Raw genomic sequence first — 19051 nt, 5'->3', positions numbered from 1 at the left:
ACACCACTATGGCGCAGGACGTATATCAACACTATATCGACGGCGAATGGGTAGACGGCTCCGGGGAGGAGACGTTCGAAAGCGAGAACCCGGCGACCGGAGAGACGCTGGCGACGTTCCGACGAGGCACACCAGAAGACATCGACGTTGCCATGGAGGCAGCCGACGAAGCCTTCGAAGAGTGGCGCGAACTCTCGCACATCGACCGTGCGGAGTACCTGTGGGACATCTACCACGAACTGCGAGAGCGAACCGAGGAACTCGCCGAAATCGTGACCAAAGAGTGTGGCAAGGAGATTTCCGAAGGCCGCGCCGACGTTATCGAGGCCTACCACATGGTCGAGTGGGCCGCAGGCGACGCCCGCCACCCTAAGGGCGACGTCATCCCGAGTGAAATCCCGAGCAAGGACGCCTACATGCGCCGCAAGCCCCGCGGCGTCGTCGGCTGTATCACCCCGTGGAACTTCCCGGTCGCAATTCCGTTCTGGCACATGGCCGTCGCGCTCGTCGAGGGGAACACCGTCGTCTGGAAGCCCGCCGAGCAGACGCCGTGGTGTGGCCAGATTATCGCCGAGATGTTCGAAGACGCTGGCATCCCGGACGGCGTGTTCAACATGGTCCAGGGCTTCGGCGACACCGGTGCCTCCATCGTCGACGACGAGCGCACCGACACGGTCCTCTTTACGGGGTCCGCCGAAGTCGGCCACGAAGTCGCCTCGAAGGTCGCCCAACAGCCCGGCACCCTCGCCGCGTGTGAGATGGGTGGCAAGAACAACATCGTCATCACCGAGAAGGCAGACCTCGACATCGCGGTCCACTCCGCGGTCATGTCGTCGTTCAAGACGACCGGCCAGCGCTGTGTCTCCTCCGAGCGCCTCGTCGTTCACGAGGACGTCTACGACGAGTTCAAAGAGCGCTTCGTCGAACTCGCGAAGGACGTCTCTGTCGGCGACCCGCTCCGCGAAGACACCTTCATGGGTCCCCTCATCGAGGAGGGCCACCTCGAAAAGGTCCGCAGCTACGCCGAACTCGCACAGAAGGAAGACGTGAACGTCCTCGTCGACCGCACGGAACTCGACGACGACGAGATTCCCGAAGGTCACGAAGACGGTCACTGGGTCGGCCCGTTCGTCTACGAAGCCGACGCCAAGGAAGACCTCCGCTGTACGCACGAGGAAGTCTTCGGTCCGCACGTCGCGCTCCTGAAGTACTCCGGTGACATCGAAGAGGCCGTCGAGATTCAGAACGACACCGACTACGGTCTCGCCGGTGCCATCATCTCCGAGGATTACCGCCAGATCAACTACTTCCGCGACAACGCGGAAGTCGGTCTCGCCTACGGGAACCTCCCGTGTATCGGTGCCGAGGTCCACCTCCCGTTCGGTGGCGTCAAGAAGTCCGGCAACGGCTACCCGTCGGCCCGCGAAATCATCGAAGCGGTCACCGAGCGCACCGCGTGGACGCTCAACAACTCCAAGGAGATCCGCATGGCACAGGGCCTCTCTGCGGACATCAAGACCAAAGACGACTAACACGGCGTTTACTCGCGGCCCCGCACTTTCTTTCTTCGACGCTCGACGGCGAGTGACGACTCGACCGGAACGTCAACTCACACACGAGAGGCGTCGCTCACCGCAGAGTCAGCATCGAAAACGACAGAGACGACATCGAAAGGGCGGAGGAGGAAGCCCTGTGGTCTCAGGTCACCCGTTGGCGAGGTGAGGAGAGACGAGGGGTGGGAACGCCCCCACCGGGCTTGGGGGCGCGAAACGACGTGGCCACGTCGTTGGGTGCCACAACGGACCCCGATACGTTGCGGCGGGTGCGGCGGATGTGGAGTCGCCGACGTCTGGCGAGAAAAGCGCCTATTGCGTCGGCGAATATCGGTTGGGAGTGAATGTTGATAAACCCACCGCAACACCCCATCACGTGCCGCATGCGAATCCGTACCGCGTGAATTTTGGGCGTCGTCCGGTCTCAGGCGGTCGCTTCGAGTTCCTCGCGGAGCGCCGCTTCGAGGTTCTGTAGCTCGCGGTCTAGGTTCCGCTCGAAGAACGTCTCGACGCCCGGCAGACGGCCGTCGACGACGAACTCGTTGACTAACCGGCAGCTGTCGTCGCTGTCGGACTCGATAGTGTGCTCACCGGAGACGTGCATGACCCGCGACCGTCCGACGAACCGGACGTGGGTCGGTGGTTCGACGTCGACGTCTTCGGTCTCGACCGTCACCGTCGAGCGAACGAGCGGAATCGGAAGTTCGAGATACCACGTCGCACGTCGGCCGTCGTCGGAGATGTCGTACCGGTCGACGACACTTATCGAGCCTGCTCGCTTCGCGGGGTCGGAGATGAATTCCCACACGCGCTCACCGGGGGCGTCGAACTCGAACGTTCGTTTCACGCGGACGGTCATGAGCTAACCTCGTTACTCCAAAGTAAAAAACCGCGGAATCGACCTAGCTGAGGGTGACGCGCCACGTCGTCGAGCGGGCGCGACCCCACTTTTCGATTTCGACGTCTTCGGACTTCTCTGCGAGTCGCGGCAGCCGAACACCGACCTGTTTAGCCGTCAGCCCGATGGCTTCTGCGATGTTCTTTGCACGGAAGTAGCTCTCTCCGCGACTAACACTCTCTTGGAGGTACGTGAGAATGCGCTTTTCCTCGTCGGTGAACTCGTTCATCCTCGACTCGCCTAGGGAACGTGACTTCTTAACGATTACCCGTCAGAGCGACCGACCGCCTGACTGCGCTTACTGGAACATGTGGGCTCCCGCCACCGCGAGCGAGGCGGCGACGATAGCCACAGCGAATCCGGCTGCTTTGGTCAGTTGGTCGGGTCCAGCGACCATCAGCCCAGCACCGACGAGCGTGAGAACGCTGAAGAGTGCTGCAAAGCCGATGGATTTGTCCGATTGCACCGTCTTCGTCTCCATAATCCCGACGTTCGTTGGTGCCCACTTAGTTCATTCGACACTCCGTGCGTCGTGCGGGCACAGAGCAAATACGTCGTCGGCCGTTCGACCTTTGTACCACCGTCCGCGTGGAACAGTACAATGGGACTTGTGTCAGCAGTACTCGGCGGGCGCATTCGTATCGTCCTCGTCGCACTTCTTGTCGTCGCCGGTGGCATCGGCGGCGCGTACGCGATGGGAATCATCGGTGCACCGAGCGTCGACGGCGTCGACAACCGATTCGCCGGCGTCAACGAGACGGCGACCATCATCGAGACCGACGTGCGCGTCTCGAATCCGAACCCGATTTCGGCCAATCTCTCGGGGATTTCGGTCGACTACGCCGTCTCGATGAACGGTATTCGGATGGCCGACGGCTCGAAAGACGGCGTCTCTATCGGGCAGGGAACGACCGCAGTGCCCCTCCGGACCGCACTCTCGAACGAGCGCATCCCCGACTGGTGGGTGTCGCACATCCAGAACGGCGAGCACACGGACCTCGCGGTGAACGCCACGGTCACGTCCTCGACGCTCGGCCAGTCGTTCGAGGCCCCCGAGATAACCCGGTCTATCGACACCGACCTGCTCTCGGCGTTCAACTCCACGGAGACGCGCGAGGTGAATGCGAGCGCGCCTGTCGTTTCTGACCCGGTGCTCTACATCAACGAGACACGCGCCGAATGGGGCGAGACGACCGAAGAGCAGACCGCACTCGACCTCACGTTCGTCGTCCACAACCCCAAGTCGTACCCTGTCGCAATCTCCGAACTCGGCTACGGAATCTCGATGAACGACGTGAAAGTCGGAAACGGAACGACCGAGTCCGAGTACGTCATCCCGCCCGAATCGACCAAGACAATCGAGGCGACCACCTACATCGACAACGAGAACCTCGACGATTGGTGGGTGACCCACATCGAGCGCAACCAGACGACCGACCTCCGCATCGAGTTCGACGCGAAGATTGACGCCGCGGGCACGACGTTCTCTGTCCCGCTCGACGCGCTAACCTACGAGAAGACGTTCGAGACCGACATCTTCGGCAACAAGGCAGCCTCTGAGTCTGGCGAGTCGGCGACGGCTGACTCGGAGACGACCGAGACGGGCGACTCGGAACAGACGACGACCGCATCGGAGGCAGATACACAAACGACGACGGCCGAGGGGCAGACCACGTCGTCACCGACCGACTCGCCAACTGCGACTCCAACCCCAACCACCGAACCGACGCCTACGGCGACGACCACGGAGTCCGACTCGGGAACGACCACGACTGACGACGGGTTGTTGTAACTCACCTCGTATCGTCACTCTCTCACCACTATCTGCGATTTGCCTACTATTCGTCGGCCAATCCTGTCCCGGTCGATAGTTCTTTACAGTGGGCCGCAATAGCAGTGTGTATGACGCGGAGTACCCACGCTCCTGATCGAGTTCTTCTCCCGTGATGAGAACCCCGTAACCGTCGAAAGCGACGACGAACGCATCGTCGTCTCCATCGATGGTCAGACCTGTGAATTGTCCCGAGACGCCGCTGCTGACTTGCAAGACGCTATCGGCTCGGCGTTGACAGAGAAACGAGAGTTCTTCCGAACTGCTGGCGAGTACCGACAGGACGGCAGCTACGTCGTCTCTCGGCGCGGTGCCGACTCGACCGGCAACGCGAAGGTGTTTGCGAGTTTCGAGGAACTGCGCCGTCTGTACGACCGACTGCCGGAGACGTTTACGGCCGAAGACGTCGGTCGAACCGGTATCACCGGGTCGCGGCGGCACATGATAATCAGACACTTCGGCGAACACCCGGCGTTCGACTGCCGAATTGCCCGTCGAAATCCCCTGACCGGCGAGAAGGAGTCGCCGGAGCAAAATACCGAAGTCGAGTTAGTCGCTGACTGAGTCTGCGGCGGCCGAGTCGATGACCGACTCGGCGACCCGCGACCGACTCAGTGAAGCGTTACGTGCTCAGACTCTTTGTTGAGCGACAGGTTCGCCGCGATTTCGGCGTTCCGCATCGCGTACTGTGCAGTCTGCTGGAGACTGACGAGGACCTCCCGAATCTGGAGGAGTTTCTGGTTTTCCATCTCGGGGAGGTCGTTGAGGATGTCGCGCTCGCGGTCTCGAATCTCGCGGAAGAGCTCGCGACATTCGATGGTGAGGTCGTAGTCGCGTTCGACGACCGCGCGAACGGCGGTGGTCGTGATTTCGTCCACGTGGTCTGTGAACTCGCGGATGCGCCGCATCGTCGACTGGTCCACGTCGATGCTGTGGCCCTCGGCGTCCATGACGATGTTGGCGATGTCCTCGGCGTTGTCGGCGGTCAGTTCGAGGTTCTTCGCCACAGACCGGTACCCGATGAGCGGGAATCCGGAATGGAGACCGACCGCTCGCGCGAGATTGGGGTTTTGGTACGAGGTGAAGATGAGACGGAGCAACAGGACGAAAATCTTGTTCGCCTGTCGCTCGCGGTTGAGTGCGCGTTGTGCGAGGTCGGGGTTGCCGTGGGCGAGTGCCTTCACGGCCTCGCCGCGCATCGTACTGCCCGTGTTCTCCAGTCGTTCGAGCAGGTTGTCGAGCGTGAAGTCCTCCGCATCGACCGAACACCGGATGGCGATTCGCTCAGGCGTCTCCTCGATAACGCCGAGTCCCATAAGCTGTGTCTCGGCTTTGTAGACGGCGTTGATGTGGTCTGAGTCGAGCGCGCCCTCGCTCTTTTCGATGTGAATGACGCGGCGTCCGAGTACGTACTGTGCGACGATAGCCCGTTCGAGCGCCTCTGCGTTGAGTTTGTCCGCTCGAATCGTCGCGGTCGAATCTTCGGTGCTCACCGACTCGGGAAGAACGGTCAGCGTTCCTTTTCCGCTCGTTCGTATGGAAACTTCGTCGCCTTTCTCGACGTCGTGTTCCCGTGCCCACTCCGCTGGGAGTGTCATCGCCAGCGTCGACGGCCCGAGACGCTGGACTTTCCTTGTCTCCATGCGAGTCATCACCCTTTCTATGACCTTAAACCCCACTATACGCCAACTGAGATGAATAATGTATGGGGGTGAGATTGGTTAGCGTGAAATTGTTCTCTTTTATTCCGATTGGCCACACGAAGATTCACTCTTCGCCCGGAACTCACACGATTTTCATCATCCGGCGCTCGACTCGGCCGACGCGAACTTTGGTCCACCCGCGGAGTTCCTCGTCGAGGTCGGGGTCGTCGGTGTCGACGCGGAGCACGGGTATCGTATCGAGTTTCGACCGCGAGGCGACGACTCGCACGTCGCAGCGTCGAATCACGTCCGGTGAGAGTTGTGGGTTTCCGCGACCGAAAACGAACCCCTGCCCGCCAATTGGCGTGACGACGATGACGTTCTCCTCGCCGAGGTTCGCCAGAATCTCGGCCTCGGTGGCGTCGCGGACGAGCACCTCACCGTCGCGGTAGAGGTCGACGCCCAACGCCGAGCCGTCGATTCCGAGTTCGGCTTTTACCGCGCCAACGGTGCTCCCGGGACCGAGGACGTAGGTGACACCGTCGCTCCCTCGAATGTCATCTGCGACGCCCGCGGCGAGTGCCTCGACTGTCCCGCCGCCAGTCTGTTTCGACGATTGGAGGTCTTCGGCGACCGGGACGTGCGCGACAGCCCGGAGTTCTGGCTGAACCTCGCCCGAGCGGTAGTCGTCTTCGTCGATGTCCATGACCTCTCGCGCTTCGGTTCGCTCGAACGTCGTGGCCGCGACGGCGGCGTCCTCAGGTGAGACAGCGAAGACCGACGAGTAGACTTTCACCCCTGCGGGGACGCCGAGCATCGGCACGTCGTGGCCGTCGAGTGCGTCTGCGACATCTGCTGCGGTTCCGTCGCCGCCGACGAACAGGACGAGGTCGACACCGGCATCGACGAAGGCTTCGACAGCCGCCATGGTGTCGTCGGCGGTCGTCTCCGCACCCGCTGGCTCGCCGAGCACGTCGGGGTCGAAGCCCGCCTCGCGCGCGAGTGATGCACCCATCGGGTCACCCCAAGCGAGGAGGCTCGTTTCGGGGGCGAGCTCAGCGAGGCGAGAAAGAGCGCGACCTGCCCGTTCGGGCGCTCTGGGCTCGGCACCGCGGGCGCGGGCCTCGTCGACCTTCCCGTCGGTCCCCTTTAGTCCGACTCGACCGCCCATGCCTGCCACGGGGTTGACGACGACACCGATTCGCATACCGGACCCAACGGCGGGGCAGAGAAAAGTACCGCGATGCACGGTGGTCTGCGCTGTCGGTACATTCACTCGAAGTCGACTGTCGCCGGAACCTCACCGTTTAAGGGGGCTGCAGCGGCAACTGTCACGTATGATTCCGTTAGAAACTGCCGAGCAGGTGTTACCGACCTCGGAGACGGCAGGTGTCGTCCTCCTTGCGAGTGTTCTCTTGACCGCTGGGTGGCTCTGGTACCTCCAGCGCTAACACAGGCGCCCAATTTTCGCGACGGACCACTCTGCCGACTACTCTTCGTGAGGCTCTACACGTTCTTCGAGCCACGCGACTGCCGCTTCCACCGTCGATTCGTCGGTGGCTGCAAGCTTCACTCGGACGTGGTCGCCGGGGTAGCTCCCGACCCGCACGTCGAACTCGGACTGCAGCGCTTCGAATCGCTCGATGAGTGAACTCTCGGGCTCCGACGTGTGGACGAACCGGACGTGGTTGGTTTCGCCGGCGAACTCGTCGGCGATACGGCCGAACATCGTCTTCATCTCGTCTGGAACGCCCGGCAGAACGTAGACTGAGCCGACGACAGCGCCCGGCGCGACACCCGTCTCGTTCGGAAGCATCCGAGCTCCCGCGGGGAGGTCTGTCGTCCCCTTCACGAGGTCTGCCGCAGAGTAGCCACCGTTCGTCTCCAGCCACGTCGCTGCTTCCTCGTGTGGTTCCAACTCCCGCCCGAATGCGGCAGCGACAGCGTCCATGGTCACGTCGTCGTGTGTCGGTCCGAGGCCGCCGGTGACGATGACAGCGTCGTACTCGGCGTGATATTCGTTGACGACGCGGGCGATATCGTCGACGCGGTCGGGCAGCGTTGTCACGCGCTCGACGGTGACGCCGCGTTCGGTCAACTGCGTACACAGCCACGTCGCGTTCGTGTTGACGGTGTCACCGGCGAGGAGTTCGTCTCCGACGGTAACCACAGCAGCCTTCATACCCCGGGGTAAGGGAGTGACGAGCAAAAAGGCGTCCGCCCCGGCGAGGGGTGGAGAAATCGAGTCGTCTCAGCCCATTCCCGGCGGCGGCCCGCGCCGGTCGTCGTCGTCGACTTCGACGTCGAGACCGAGTTCTTCGCGCCGTTCGCGAAGCGCCTCTATCTGTCGGCGGTAGTAGAGCATCCCAGCCCCGCCGACGAGTATCGAGACGGCGGCGATGACCGCGAAGATACCGAGGTCACGCTGCAGGTAGAACTGCACGACGACGTTCCGTTCGGTGACGTTCGTCCACTCGATGTGGAGTTGGTCGCCGACGACCTCAGTCTCGTAGCCGCCCGGTTGGACGGAGCCGAAGATTGGGAAGTCGACGCGGCGGTTTGGCGGTAAGACCACCTCGTAGGACCCCTCGACGAGCACCGGGAGCGCGAACCGCTTCGGCGTGGACGACGAGGTAAACGCGAGCTTTCCGTCGCCGTTCGCCTCGGCCGGAAGCGTGACGTTCGTGATTCGGTTGTTTCGCGTCACGTCGCCGCCGCGGGCGCGAAGCTCTGTCCCGTTGACGACGGTCCCGTTTTCGTATCTGTATCGGAGCGCCTCGACAGAAAGCGGCGTTCGACTACCGAAGCCGTCGAACCGGTACAGTTCGAGCGACGAGGAGTTCACGTCGTAGACGGCGCGGAAGCGGCCGTTGTCTTGGACGGTGATGTGCGCGTCGGCGTCAGATTCCCACGCGTAGGTCTCGGCCGGGTCTGCGTCGAGGCGGTCGCTCGCGACGCTACTCGTTCCCCCGAGACACCCGGCGGTGACGAGGAGGAGGGCAAACCCGGCGAAACCGACGAGGAGTCGCTTGTTCATCGTCCTACTGGCCGATGACGCACTTGAGTTCTGCCGGCAGGTACGAGCCGATGCTCGCGAGGAGTCCCGGCCCGTCGGTCTCGTCGCGGCAGATGATGCTCTGTTCGAGCAGTCCGAGTCGCTCGACGGTCACGATGTCGTTCGCGTGGCCGGCGCGGTTCACCGTGGCGCGAACCTCGCCGCGGGTGGCACTGTTGACGTTGACGCGGTCACTGCCGCGTGTCCACTCGTAGAGGCGGTCGATTTCGTCGTCAGCGAGCCGCGAGGGTTCGTCCTCGCCGCCGTAGACGAACCGAAGCGGGACGTGCTGGACGAGTCCGAACCGGTCACGAACCTGTGTCGCGGACCCGCGTCCGAGACCGAGTTCGTCGGTCGGGACGCGAACCTCTTGGCCCGCGTCGAGGACGATACCGTCGTCGTCCCAGTGTTCGAGCGTTCCGACGTACTCCTCACCTGCAGACAGGTGTGGCGTCACCTCGCCCCACGTCTCACGCAGGACGTTCCGCGCGACAGTTGCGTCGTCGCCCGTGATAGTGACCGAGATGAAGTCGTCGTCGCGCACGCCGATGTCGTAGTCCACGTCGAGGTCGCCGATGTCGTTGGCGACGAGCGATTGGAGACTGTCGAGCGCGCGGTTACGTGCGTCGCCGTCGATGTAGCATTTCGTTGCGAGTACAACCATCGATTAGTTTGTACCCGTCACTTCGACGTTGAGCTCGTCTCGGAGTTCCGTGATTCGGTGCTCCATCGCGTCGACGAGGTCGTCGTTGTCCATCGGTTCGAGCGGTGCACCAGTTTCAGGACACTGGAAACCGAGTTCCATTGCCTCGGAGAACTCAAAGCGGATACCCGCCGGTTCGGAGAGGTAGAACTCGTGGTTCCGTTCGTATTCGAGGCGGTCTTCGAGCGCCTCCAGCAGGCGGTACATCTCCTCTTCGAGGTTCTCCGGGATGTTCTCGTAGTGGAAGGTCCAGAGATAGGTGAGCCATCCAGAGTCCTCGTCACGAACGCGTCGGTAGGACGCGAGGTCGTTCTCGTAGAGAATAAAGAGCGCGCGACGAACGTCGTTGAGCTCGAGACCGAGCTCTTCGGCGAGTTCCTCGTCGGTTACCTCACCGTCCGGGGGTGCCGCAGCAACAGGCATCCCCGTCGGTCCGACCAACTCGTGGAGGTACTTTTGGATGACAGGGTCGTTCAGCAGCTCCTCAAAAGCCATTGTCGAAATTGGCGTCAGGAACGCCATTAAGTCTTATCACTCCCCCGCACGCGTGGGGCCCGCGCCGTGTGCCAATACGCCGACGAGTCGTGCCGCGTCGAACGCGCTGGCACGCAGACAGTTCGCGCCGTGTGGCACCCACTTGCGACGTCCCCGTCTACTCGTCTTCGGCGGGAACGACTTTCTTCCCTGTCTCCATCGGAACGACTCGGTTCTCGGCGTCCTCCCACTCACGGTCGAGTTCGCGGCCGTCGAACAGGCGGTCGAGGAAGACTGCGAGGCCCGCGACCTCCGAATGTGGTTGATTCGTGACGCCAACGTTCCAATCTGCTTCGTCGTACACCTCGAAGGGGACTTTCTCGCCACCGACGACGACGAGAATTGGTTCCTCGGTGTGAGCCTCGCGGATGTCCTCCTCGACATCCTGCACGCGCTCGCCGTACATCGTCAGGTGGACGATTTTGCCCGTCCAGTTTCTGATGACGCCGTTGAGGCCCTCGGTGAGTTCGACGTCGAACGGGCCGCCGAATCGCCCGGTGATGTCTTCGACGGTCTCCTGTGAGTGGCCGGCGTTGTCCGGGAAGATGACCCGGTCGGCACCGAGCGCGCGCGCAGTCAAGCCGACGTGCGTCGTCATCCGGTCGTCGCGTCCCGGCCGGTGCCCGTACCGGAGGACGGCGACTTCGGGTTCGTCTTGCATACTGTCTCGGAGATGGTCGAGGAAAGTGGTGCTTTCGGAACGCGGGCGCGGTGTTTCATCCTACTGAAGTTTATCACCGACGACGCTCCAGCATCTTCCATGGGTCACAGACCGGAAGTCGAAGCCGGAGTCGAAGACCGCGACCTCACGGGGCAAACGGTTCTCGTTACCGGTGCAACCTCGGGCGTCGGCCGCGAGACGGCACTCGCGCTCGGACGACTCGGAGCGACTGTCTTCGTCCACGGGCGCGACCGCGACGCGGGTCGGGATGTCGCCACCGAAATAGACGATTCAGGCGGTGAATCGGTGTTCTTCAGCGCCGACCTCGCCGAAATGGAGCGAGTTCACCGGCTCGCCGACGAGGTCCGCGACCGGACCGATAGTCTCGATATCCTCGTCAACAACGCCGGTGGGCATTTTCCGACCGGAGAACTGACCGGCGACGGCGTCGAGAAGACCTTCGCCGTCAACCACCTCGCGCCGTTCGTCCTCACACACGACCTCCACGACCTGCTTCCGAGCGATGGTCGCGTCGTCACCGTCGCTTCGGAAGTCCACCGCCGCGCTGACGGAGCGTTCGACGTGACCGAAATCGGTAACTACGACGGCCTCGGTGCGTACGCCCGGTCGAAGGTGGCGAATATTCTCTTCACGAGGGAACTCGCCCGCAGACTCGACGGCCCGACGGCGAACTGCTGCCACCCCGGGTTCGTTCCGTCGAGTGGTCTCTGGCGCGACGCGTCGCTTCGGGTTCGGTTGGGCGTCGGTGTGCTTGCCCGGTTGCCTCGGTTCCTCACCAGCGGCTTCGTAAATTCCCCTTCGGAGGGCGCAGAGACGTCGGTCTGTCTCGCGGCGTCTCCCGAAGTCGCTGCCGTGCAGGGTGCGTACTTCTCAGACTGCGAGCGGGCCGAGCCGTCTTCGACCGCCCGCGACGACAAACTTGCTCGGAACCTCTGGGAGTTGAGCGAGGAAGTGACTGGTCTCTCGTGGCCCTGAGCTTCGAGTCAGTGTGAGCGAGAAGATGGGGAAACGGACTTACCACTCGGCAGACTTATCTGGGGTATGTCTCTGGAACTTTCCGACAAACGCATCCTCGTGACCGGGGGTGCAGGTCTGGTCGGCTCTCACCTCGCGGGCCGACTCGCCGCCGACAACGACGTTCTCGTCGCGGACGACCTCTCGAAAGGGACACGTGAGCGCGTCCCCGAGGGCGTCGAGTTCGCGCAGGCGGACATGTGCGACCCCGACGACGTGGCCGACGTCGTCACCGAAGACCTCGATATCGTCTTCCACTTCGCCGCCTACACGGACACGAACTACGGGAACCCCCGCCAACTGTTCGAGGAGAACACCGAGATGACGTACAACGTCCTCGAACGGATGCAGGAAGCCGGCGTCGACGAAATCGCCTTCACCTCCTCTTCGACGATTTACGGCGAGGCCCCGCGCCCGACGCCGGAGGATTACGCCCCACTCGAACCCATCAGCATCTACGGGTCGTCGAAACTCGCAGACGAAGGCCTCCTCTCGACGTTCGCCCACTCCTACGACTTCACGGTCTACATGTACCGCTTCGCCAACATCGTCGGCCCGAAACAGCGCGGCAACGTCATCCCGGACTTCATCGAGAAGTTGCTGGAGAACCCAGACACGCTCGAAATCCTCGGTAACGGCCGACAGGAGAAGTCCTATCTCCACGTCGAAGACTGCGTGGACGCGATGTGCCACGTCGTCGAGAACGCCGACCGCGAGTACAACGTCTACAATCTCGGCACGCGGACGACCACCTCGGTGACAACCATCGCGAACATCGTCGCCGACGTGATGGGTCTCGACCCCGACTACGAGTACACCGGCGGCGACCGCGGCTGGACCGGCGACGTACCGAAGATGCGCCTCTCTATCGAGAAACTCTCCGCCCTCGGGTGGGAACCGACCGCCTCCAGCGACGATGCGGTTCGCCGGGCCGCCGAAGAACTCTACGCGGAACTGCAAGCCGAATACGAGTAGTCCGCACTCGAATCGGCCGCGAGCGAGCCACCTTTTTACCACCAATTCCTATCCCGTGTCGTGCAGGTCGTCGGCTACGATACCGGAACTCCCGCGCTGTTCGTGAGCACGAGCGACGGTCTCGGTTCGGTGACGCTCGAATCGGGGACCGACCTCGAGTACCGCCTCGAAGACCGCCACTGCGCGGGGACGATTCACGACGACCGCCATGTCGCCTGCGAGAACGAGGGCGCGCCGTACTGTCCTGACCACCGAAGCACGTGGGTCTGTGCGAAGTGTACCGGGACGTGTCTGAAAGACGAGATGGACTGTTTCGAGGACCACGCCGTGTACCTCGCGGCCTTCGCTCCTGACACGTTCAAAGTCGGCGTCACCCGCGAGTGGCGTCTGGAAACACGACTCCGCGAGCAGGGCGCAGACAGCGGTGCCCACATTCGAACCTTCTCGGACGGTCGCGTCGCCCGGGAGTACGAAGCCGAACTCGCGTCGGAGATTCCCGACCGAATCCGCGTCCCGACCAAAATCGATGGGCTCGGTCGGCGCGTCGATGCCCAAGCGTGGGACGCGCTCCTCACGGAGTTCGACCCCATCGAGACCTACGACTTCGACTACGGGTTCGACCTCCGGGAGGCACCGGTCGCCGAAACCATCGCCACCGGGACCGTCCGCGGGGTCAAAGGTCGCGTCCTCTTGCTCGACAATGGAGGGACAACCTACGCGGTCGACATGCGCGACCTCGTCGGCTACGAACTCGCCGAGGGCGGGACCGAACGAGCACTACAGTCGAGTCTCGGGTCGTTCGGGTGACAGACCGGCAGACGCCGGTCGGATGACCCACCATGGACTCTCGTCTCGGAATCTTCAGAGACCGTCAGCACTTTCCGCGTGGACGGCCAATCCGCCCCCATGGCAGACGACGAACCCGCAGACGAGACGCAGGCTCCCGACGAGGGTGAAGAGGGCGGAGAAGAAGAAAAGTCGTTCCGCGAGCGGGTCGAAGAGATTCGCAAGCGCCGCGAGAAGGAGCGAGAAGAGGGCGACCGACCGAGCCCCGAAGAGATGATGGGCGGTGGCGGCCCCGGTGGCATGGGTGGCGGCGGCAACCCCTTCGCACAGATGATGAGCGGTATGATGGGCGGCGGTGGCGGCCCCGGCGGCATGGGCGGCGGCCCAGGTGGCATGGGTGGCGGTCCGAGCGCCGGCCCGCGCGACCCAGAACAGGGAAGCGGCAGCGACGAACAGCTCGTTCGCGAGGTTCGACAGCTCCGAGACGAAGTTCGTGACGTGAACCGCGAACTGCGCCGCATCGCCGACGCGCTCGAAGACCGCGACTAACGCGTCCGACGCGTCTTCTTATTCGCCGTCAATCGATCGTAGAGCGTCGCCAATCGGTCGACCGAGTGTTCGACGCTCACCTCGTCGCGCCGTTCCAGACAGTTCGAACTGAGCGTGTCGCGCTCGTCGAGTGCACGCCGAATCGCGCGACTGAATCCGTCTGTGTCTCCCCGGTCGTAGTGGTAGCCAGTCCGTCCATCCACGACTGTATCTTCGAGTGCACCGGCGTCGACGCCGACGACAGGTGTGCCGCAGGCGTTGGCCTCCAGCGCGACGAGCCCCTGTGTCTCGACCGGGCTCGGGAAGCCGAACACGTCGAGCGCGGAGTAGAACGCCGGGAGTTCCTCGCGGTCGAGGAAGCCGAGGAACCGCGCGTCTACGTCGAGGTCCGCGGCCAACGCTTCGAGGTCGTCGCGGGCGGGGCCGTCGCCGCCAAACACGAGCGTCGCGTCGAGGTCGGCTGCTGCGCGGATGAGTTCGTCGAGTTCCTTCTCGTAGCCGTGTCGGCCGGTGTACCCGACGAGTGGGCCACTTCCGAGGTCGTATCGCTCGCGGAAGTCGTTGCCAACGACCGGCGAGAACTGTTCGATGTCGATGCCGTTCGAGAGGACGATGACGTCCGAATCGACGCCGAGGACGTGACGGAGGCGGCGCTTCGCGTCCTCACTCGGGACGATGACGGCATCCGCGCGGTCGAAGAACCAGCGCTCGTAGCGCTCTGCGGTCCGTTCGACACTGCGCTCGATAGCGCCGATGGAGCTGAGATACTCGGCGTACTCGGCGGTGGGCGTGTGATACGTCGCAACGAGCGGGATGTTCGTGCGGCGAGCGAGTCGCAGGCCTGCCAGTCCGAGTCCGAATGGCGTGTGGGCGTGTACGATATCGGCGTCCTCGACGGCCTTCGGGACTCGCGGCGCACCGATTCGGAGTCCTTCGTAGAACGGGAACGGGAGGCTTCGGACCCCGTACTCGCCTGATTCCGGCGTGTACTCGTCGTCGCGCGGGAAGACGACGTCCATCCGACCGCCGCGACGGTGCCACCGCTCGCGCCACGTCTGAATGGTGTAGGTGACGCCATTGACGGTCGGCAGGTACGTGTCGGTGAACGCGGCGACCGACTGCATAGCGGGTTCTGCTACCCGAACGGGATAAACCGTTGTGACTTCTCGCCAGTGTGTCAAACTATGTCATAGTGTTCTGAAAACGACTGCCGACAGCGAATCAGTTCGTGAGAGTGCCGTCGAGAAGCTCCTCGTACGTCTCGACGAGGCGGTCGCCGACGCGGTCGAGGCTGTGTTCTGCGGCCGTCTCCTTGGCGTTGTCTCCGAGACGGCGACGGAGGTCCGGGTCGCGTTCGAGCAGTTCCAGCGCCCGCCGGAACTCCTCTTTCGTCGAGCACTTCAGGCAGTCGTGTCCGTGGGTGTAGAACTCCTCGAACACGGGGATGTCGCGGATGACGACCGCTTTCCCGCACGCCATCGCTTCGAGGACGGCGATTCCCTGATTCTCGTTTTTCGTCGGGAAGAGATAGACGTCGCCTGCGCCGAACGCGCCGCGGATGTCGTCTATCCAGCCGGTGAACGTGACGTTCTCAGGTGGGTTCTCGACCCAGTGTTTCACCGTCTTCGAGGCGTGCGGGCCGGTGTCGTACGGGCCGAACCACGCGAAGTCGAAGTCAGTCTCTTGGGCGAGCCGACAGAAGGTCGTCAGGCCCTTGCGTTCGAAGACGTTTCCGACTGCGAACACTGTCATTCCGTCCAAGTCGTACTTCTCGCGATACTCGTCGCGTAGCTCCTCGAAGCCGTCCAAGGAATCGGTGTCGACGCCGTTTGACATCGGCCGAATCGGGGCGTCGACGGGGTACGATTCGAGGATGCGCTTCGTGTACTCGGAGGGGCAGAGAACCACGTCGGCCTGGGAGTAGAACCACTTGAGGTACTTCCCGAGCGCGGGAGCGACGGCAGTCGACCCGCGGAAACTCTCCGCGAAGTCCTCGCGGGTGACGTGCGAGTGGAGAACGAGCGGGATATCGTTTCGCTTGGCGTGCCGCGCGACGGCGACTGAGCCGGGACCGATGAGGTTGCAGTGGGCGATGTCGTAGTTGCGGAAGACGCCGCCACCGTTGGCCAGCGCTGTGGCTGCATCGACTGGTGAGTCCGGCCACGGCGAGGTGACAACCTCGACATCGGTGGTCGCCAACGCCGCTCGCTGTTGGTCGGTCGCGGTGCCGATACCGCTCCGGTCGAGCTGCGAGGCGAATTCGAGGTAGTTCAGTACGCGCACGGTCGGCGTTTCTTCCGGGTGGGATTTGACGCTACCGGCTTCTCGGTCGTCTGATTCACTCCCGGAGTTCGGAACGTCTTTGTCTCGCCCCCTCTCCCCACCTATCATGACCATCGCGGAAGAGCGCATCGAGAGACTCCACCAACTCGCCAGCGAGGCGGCCGCCGAGCGCGACACCGACCTCGCGCGCGAGTACGTGCGTCTCGCTCGCCGCGTCGCAGAGCGCAACCGATGCGGCCTTCCCACGGAGTTCCGCCGGTTCACCTGCGACGAGTGCGACGCCTACCTCCGGCCGGGCGTCGACGCCCGCGTTCGAACGCGAGCCGGTGGCCACGTCGTCATCCGATGTGAACACTGCGGGGCGACGAAACGCTATCCGTACTGATATCGACCCCGACCGAGCAGCCCCCAAATCGGCCGAACGGTTCGCAAATCGTGGTTCGGATACCCACACGGCCATCAAAGCCTTACTATTGAAGGCCTCTCACACGTAGTAGAGTCCACAATGGACACCCAAGAGCTGCGGAAAGAAGCTCACGACCTCGACGTCACCGTCTGGGTCGGGAAGAGTGGAATCGAAGCCGTCGTCGGCGAACTGAACGACCAACTGGCCGAACGGAACCTCGTCAAGGCGAAGTTCCTCCGCGCGGCCCTCGGTGGCACGACTATCGACGACGCCGCCGCGGACCTCGCAGAGCGAGTGAATGCTGACCTTATCGAGACACGAGGGAAGACGGCCGTCTTCCACCGATGAGTCTGGCTGCGCTTCCACTCCAACTTCAGGGAGGCGGTGGCGCTATCGGTCGCTTCCTCGCGGAGGCTAACATCCCGTACGCACAGCTCCTCGGCTCGGTTCTAGGCTTTTTTGTCACCTTCCTCGCCGTCTACATCGTCGGGAAGGCTATCCTCTCGTCGGTCGTTTCTCGGTATCTCGACCGACGCGGAGCCGACGAACACGCCAAGAAGCCACTGATGAAGCTCGTCACCGTCGTGGTCGCGTTCATCGCTCTCGCGGCCGGGTTCAGAATGGCGGGCTTCCCCAACATCCTCCAGTCGCTCGCAACGATTGCGGCGGCCGGAACGCTGGCGATTGGCTTTGCGATGCAGGATACCATCTCGAACTTCGTCGCCGGTATCTTCATCTTCACCGACCGACCCTTCCGCATCAACGACTGGATTGAATGGGACGGCCATTCCGGTATCGTCGAGGACATCTCCTTCCGCGTGACCCGTGTTCGGACCTTCGACAACGAACTGCTCACGGTCCCGAACTCGCAGCTCACCGATGGAGTCATCAAGAACCCCGTCGCCAAGGACAAGCTTCGTCTGCAGGTGCCATTCGGCATCGGCTACGACGACGACATCCAGCAGGCGACCGACATCATCCTCGAAGAAGCACAGGCACACGACGGCATCATGGACGACCCTGAACCGTCGGTCCGCCTGACGGAACTCGGGGACTCGGCTGTGGTCCTGAAGTCCAGAATCTGGATTGCAAACCCGAGCCGTGCAGACTTCGTCAAGACGCGCGGCGAGTACGTGACGACAGTGAAAAAGCGGTTCGACGAAGAGGGCATCGACTTCCCCTACCCGAACCGAACCCTCAGCGGCGAACTCTCCGTCGCCGGGATGGACCGAGTCGCGCAGTCGAACGACTGAGACGCTCCCGTCGGCGCGACACTCAATCGGTCGAATCTTTTTCCGGTACAGCAGTCCCCGGCTACAGTTCGATACGTTCGACCAGTTGGTCCTCAGACCGCGTGTTGACGGCGACGATTCTCACGTGCTCCTCGAGCCCGGAGCCGTCGAGCTTTGCTTTCAGTAGGTTGTCGACCTGGTAGACACCGGCGGCGTTGACCATCTCGATTTCGACGAGCACTGGCGACTTGTCACCTTCCTTCAGCGTGACGTTGCTGATTGCCTGACTGGAGAGCGTGTTGATGCCGCGACCTCCCTTCTCGTACGGGATACGCGACCGACCGTGTTCCATGTCGAGCGCGTCGGCGACGCGGATGACGCCCGCTTCGAGCGTGAGTGGGTCTTCCTCGCGGTGGTGACAGAGAATCGCATGAAGCACCTCCGATTTCATCCGAACGGCGTCGACAGTGTCGTAAAACTGCGGGAGGAAGCGGTCGAGAACGTCCGAGGCCAGTGGGATGGAGTAGTACGCATGATTGTCGCGGTGGACGATGTGGCCGATGTCGTGGAGGCGAGCAGCGAGTGCGACGATGACCGCCTCGTCTGCTTCATCGAGTCCGTGGTCGGCTGCGCCGTTGAACTCACAGCCACCACGTTTGAGTAGGTCGTAGAGCCGAAGTGCGCGATTCAGAACGATTTCGATGTGCTTGGGTCCGTGGTCGTTGTAGCCCTTCCGCGTGACTGCGTTGACGTTCTGGGCTTCGAGAAGCGCGTTTACCTCTTCGTCTTCGAGGAGTACAGGAAGAACTTGGTTGAGTTTCTCGTCGGGGAACGCGTGGTCTGCATCAGGGTCGTATACCCGGCCGCCATTGATGGCCTCTTCAGAATGACTCATGCGCCCTACGAT

The 19051-nt window shown here is 62.8% G+C and carries 23 protein-coding genes; 10 read left to right on the top strand and 13 right to left on the bottom strand.

The genetic code is table 11. The features are described 5' to 3' along the window. Positions 1-8 precede the first annotated feature (8 nt). Complete coding sequence (locus tag C453_RS08185) at positions 9-1532, top strand: aldehyde dehydrogenase family protein (RefSeq protein WP_008323807.1); 1524 nt, start codon at positions 9-11, stop codon at positions 1530-1532. Between the two features lie 445 nt (positions 1533-1977). Here the strand turns inward: C453_RS08185 and C453_RS08180 are convergent, their stop codons facing one another. The 3 genes from C453_RS08180 to C453_RS08170 all read right to left on the bottom strand — a co-directional run bounded on the left by C453_RS08180 (position 1978) and on the right by C453_RS08170 (position 2932). Continuing rightward, positions 1978-2412, bottom strand: coding sequence for an SRPBCC family protein (locus C453_RS08180; protein ID WP_008323806.1), 435 nt, complete (start codon positions 2410-2412; stop codon positions 1978-1980). 43 nt (positions 2413-2455) lie between these two features. Then, positions 2456-2680 carry a DUF7123 family protein gene (locus C453_RS08175; RefSeq protein WP_007539538.1) on the bottom strand — a complete coding sequence of 75 codons (225 nt, stop codon included), beginning with the start codon at positions 2678-2680 and terminating at the stop codon, positions 2456-2458. Positions 2681-2749: 69 nt separating this feature from the next. Further along, positions 2750-2932 (bottom strand): DUF7525 family protein, encoded by a 183-nt coding sequence (locus C453_RS08170; protein WP_008323805.1) that lies wholly within the window; start codon positions 2930-2932, stop codon positions 2750-2752. Between the two features lie 120 nt (positions 2933-3052). Between C453_RS08170 and C453_RS08165 the strand changes: the two genes are divergently transcribed. Together C453_RS08165 and C453_RS08160 are read left to right on the top strand one after the other, a co-directional pair. Further along, complete coding sequence (locus tag C453_RS08165; protein ID WP_008323804.1) at positions 3053-4243, top strand: LEA type 2 family protein; 1191 nt, start codon at positions 3053-3055, stop codon at positions 4241-4243. Positions 4244-4468: 225 nt separating this feature from the next. Further along, positions 4469-4846: a DUF7528 family protein gene (locus tag C453_RS08160; protein WP_007539532.1), complete on the top strand. Its 378-nt coding sequence runs from the start codon at positions 4469-4471 to the stop codon at positions 4844-4846. Between the two features lie 47 nt (positions 4847-4893). Here the strand turns inward: C453_RS08160 and C453_RS08155 are convergent, their stop codons facing one another. From C453_RS08155 to C453_RS08125, 7 genes are all read right to left on the bottom strand, one after another. After that, positions 4894-5925, bottom strand: coding sequence for a phosphate signaling complex PhoU family protein (locus C453_RS08155; protein ID WP_007539530.1), 1032 nt, complete (start codon positions 5923-5925; stop codon positions 4894-4896). Between the two features lie 142 nt (positions 5926-6067). Further along, on the bottom strand, positions 6068-7132 hold the full coding sequence (locus C453_RS08150) for an ATP-NAD kinase family protein (protein ID WP_008323802.1): 1065 nt from the start codon (positions 7130-7132) through the stop codon (positions 6068-6070). 282 nt (positions 7133-7414) lie between these two features. Further along, positions 7415-8107 carry a competence/damage-inducible protein A gene (locus C453_RS08145; protein ID WP_008323800.1) on the bottom strand — a complete coding sequence of 231 codons (693 nt, stop codon included), beginning with the start codon at positions 8105-8107 and terminating at the stop codon, positions 7415-7417. Between the two features lie 69 nt (positions 8108-8176). After that, positions 8177-8962, bottom strand: coding sequence for a DUF5803 family protein (locus C453_RS08140; RefSeq protein WP_008323799.1), 786 nt, complete (start codon positions 8960-8962; stop codon positions 8177-8179). A 4-nt stretch (positions 8963-8966) separates the two neighbouring features. After that, positions 8967-9644, bottom strand: coding sequence for a DUF2110 family protein (locus C453_RS08135; protein ID WP_008323798.1), 678 nt, complete (start codon positions 9642-9644; stop codon positions 8967-8969). A 3-nt stretch (positions 9645-9647) separates the two neighbouring features. Beyond that, on the bottom strand, positions 9648-10178 hold the full coding sequence (locus C453_RS08130) for a transcription factor TFIIE subunit alpha (RefSeq protein ID WP_007539517.1): 531 nt from the start codon (positions 10176-10178) through the stop codon (positions 9648-9650). A 157-nt stretch (positions 10179-10335) separates the two neighbouring features. Then, on the bottom strand, positions 10336-10878 hold the full coding sequence (locus tag C453_RS08125; protein WP_008323797.1) for a tRNA (cytidine(56)-2'-O)-methyltransferase: 543 nt from the start codon (positions 10876-10878) through the stop codon (positions 10336-10338). Between the two features lie 99 nt (positions 10879-10977). Between C453_RS08125 and C453_RS08120 the strand changes: the two genes are divergently transcribed. From C453_RS08120 to C453_RS08105, 4 genes are all read left to right on the top strand, one after another. Next, positions 10978-11874, top strand: coding sequence for an SDR family oxidoreductase (locus C453_RS08120; protein ID WP_193788059.1), 897 nt, complete (start codon positions 10978-10980; stop codon positions 11872-11874). A gap of 66 nt (positions 11875-11940) precedes the next feature. After that, complete coding sequence (locus tag C453_RS08115; RefSeq protein ID WP_008323795.1) at positions 11941-12888, top strand: NAD-dependent epimerase/dehydratase family protein; 948 nt, start codon at positions 11941-11943, stop codon at positions 12886-12888. A 60-nt stretch (positions 12889-12948) separates the two neighbouring features. Beyond that, on the top strand, positions 12949-13695 hold the full coding sequence (locus C453_RS08110; RefSeq protein WP_008323794.1) for a DUF2797 domain-containing protein: 747 nt from the start codon (positions 12949-12951) through the stop codon (positions 13693-13695). Between the two features lie 99 nt (positions 13696-13794). Then, positions 13795-14223 carry a hypothetical protein gene (locus C453_RS08105; RefSeq protein WP_008323793.1) on the top strand — a complete coding sequence of 143 codons (429 nt, stop codon included), beginning with the start codon at positions 13795-13797 and terminating at the stop codon, positions 14221-14223. On the opposite strand, the gene C453_RS08100 is transcribed toward C453_RS08105, so the two are convergent. Together C453_RS08100 and C453_RS08095 are read right to left on the bottom strand one after the other, a co-directional pair. Next, positions 14220-15347: a glycosyltransferase family 4 protein gene (locus tag C453_RS08100; protein WP_008323792.1), complete on the bottom strand. Its 1128-nt coding sequence runs from the start codon at positions 15345-15347 to the stop codon at positions 14220-14222. The genes C453_RS08105 and C453_RS08100 overlap by 4 nt on opposite strands. A 97-nt stretch (positions 15348-15444) precedes the next feature. Then, positions 15445-16506: a glycosyltransferase family 4 protein gene (locus C453_RS08095; RefSeq protein ID WP_049907605.1), complete on the bottom strand. Its 1062-nt coding sequence runs from the start codon at positions 16504-16506 to the stop codon at positions 15445-15447. Between the two features lie 106 nt (positions 16507-16612). On the opposite strand from C453_RS08095, the gene C453_RS08090 reads away from it, so the two are divergent. From C453_RS08090 to C453_RS08080, 3 genes are all read left to right on the top strand, one after another. Next, on the top strand, positions 16613-16891 hold the full coding sequence (locus tag C453_RS08090; RefSeq protein WP_007539501.1) for a ribonuclease P protein component 4: 279 nt from the start codon (positions 16613-16615) through the stop codon (positions 16889-16891). Between the two features lie 120 nt (positions 16892-17011). Next, on the top strand, positions 17012-17260 hold the full coding sequence (locus C453_RS08085) for a YhbY family RNA-binding protein (RefSeq protein ID WP_008323790.1): 249 nt from the start codon (positions 17012-17014) through the stop codon (positions 17258-17260). After that, entirely contained in the window at positions 17257-18165 is a 909-nt protein-coding gene (locus C453_RS08080) for a mechanosensitive ion channel family protein (protein ID WP_008323789.1), read from the top strand. Before C453_RS08085 ends, C453_RS08080 begins: the two co-directional genes overlap by 4 nt. A 61-nt stretch (positions 18166-18226) precedes the next feature. Here the strand turns inward: C453_RS08080 and C453_RS08075 are convergent, their stop codons facing one another. Beyond that, a complete protein-coding gene (locus C453_RS08075) occupies positions 18227-19039 on the bottom strand; it encodes an HD domain-containing protein (RefSeq protein WP_008323787.1) in 813 nt (270 codons plus the stop codon). Between the last annotated feature and the right edge of the window lie 12 nt (positions 19040-19051).

The organism is Haloferax elongans ATCC BAA-1513 (genome assembly GCF_000336755.1).
GTDB classification, from domain to species: Archaea; Halobacteriota; Halobacteria; order Halobacteriales; family Haloferacaceae; genus Haloferax; species Haloferax elongans.
This window is presented reverse-complemented; position numbering and strand designations above follow the sequence as displayed.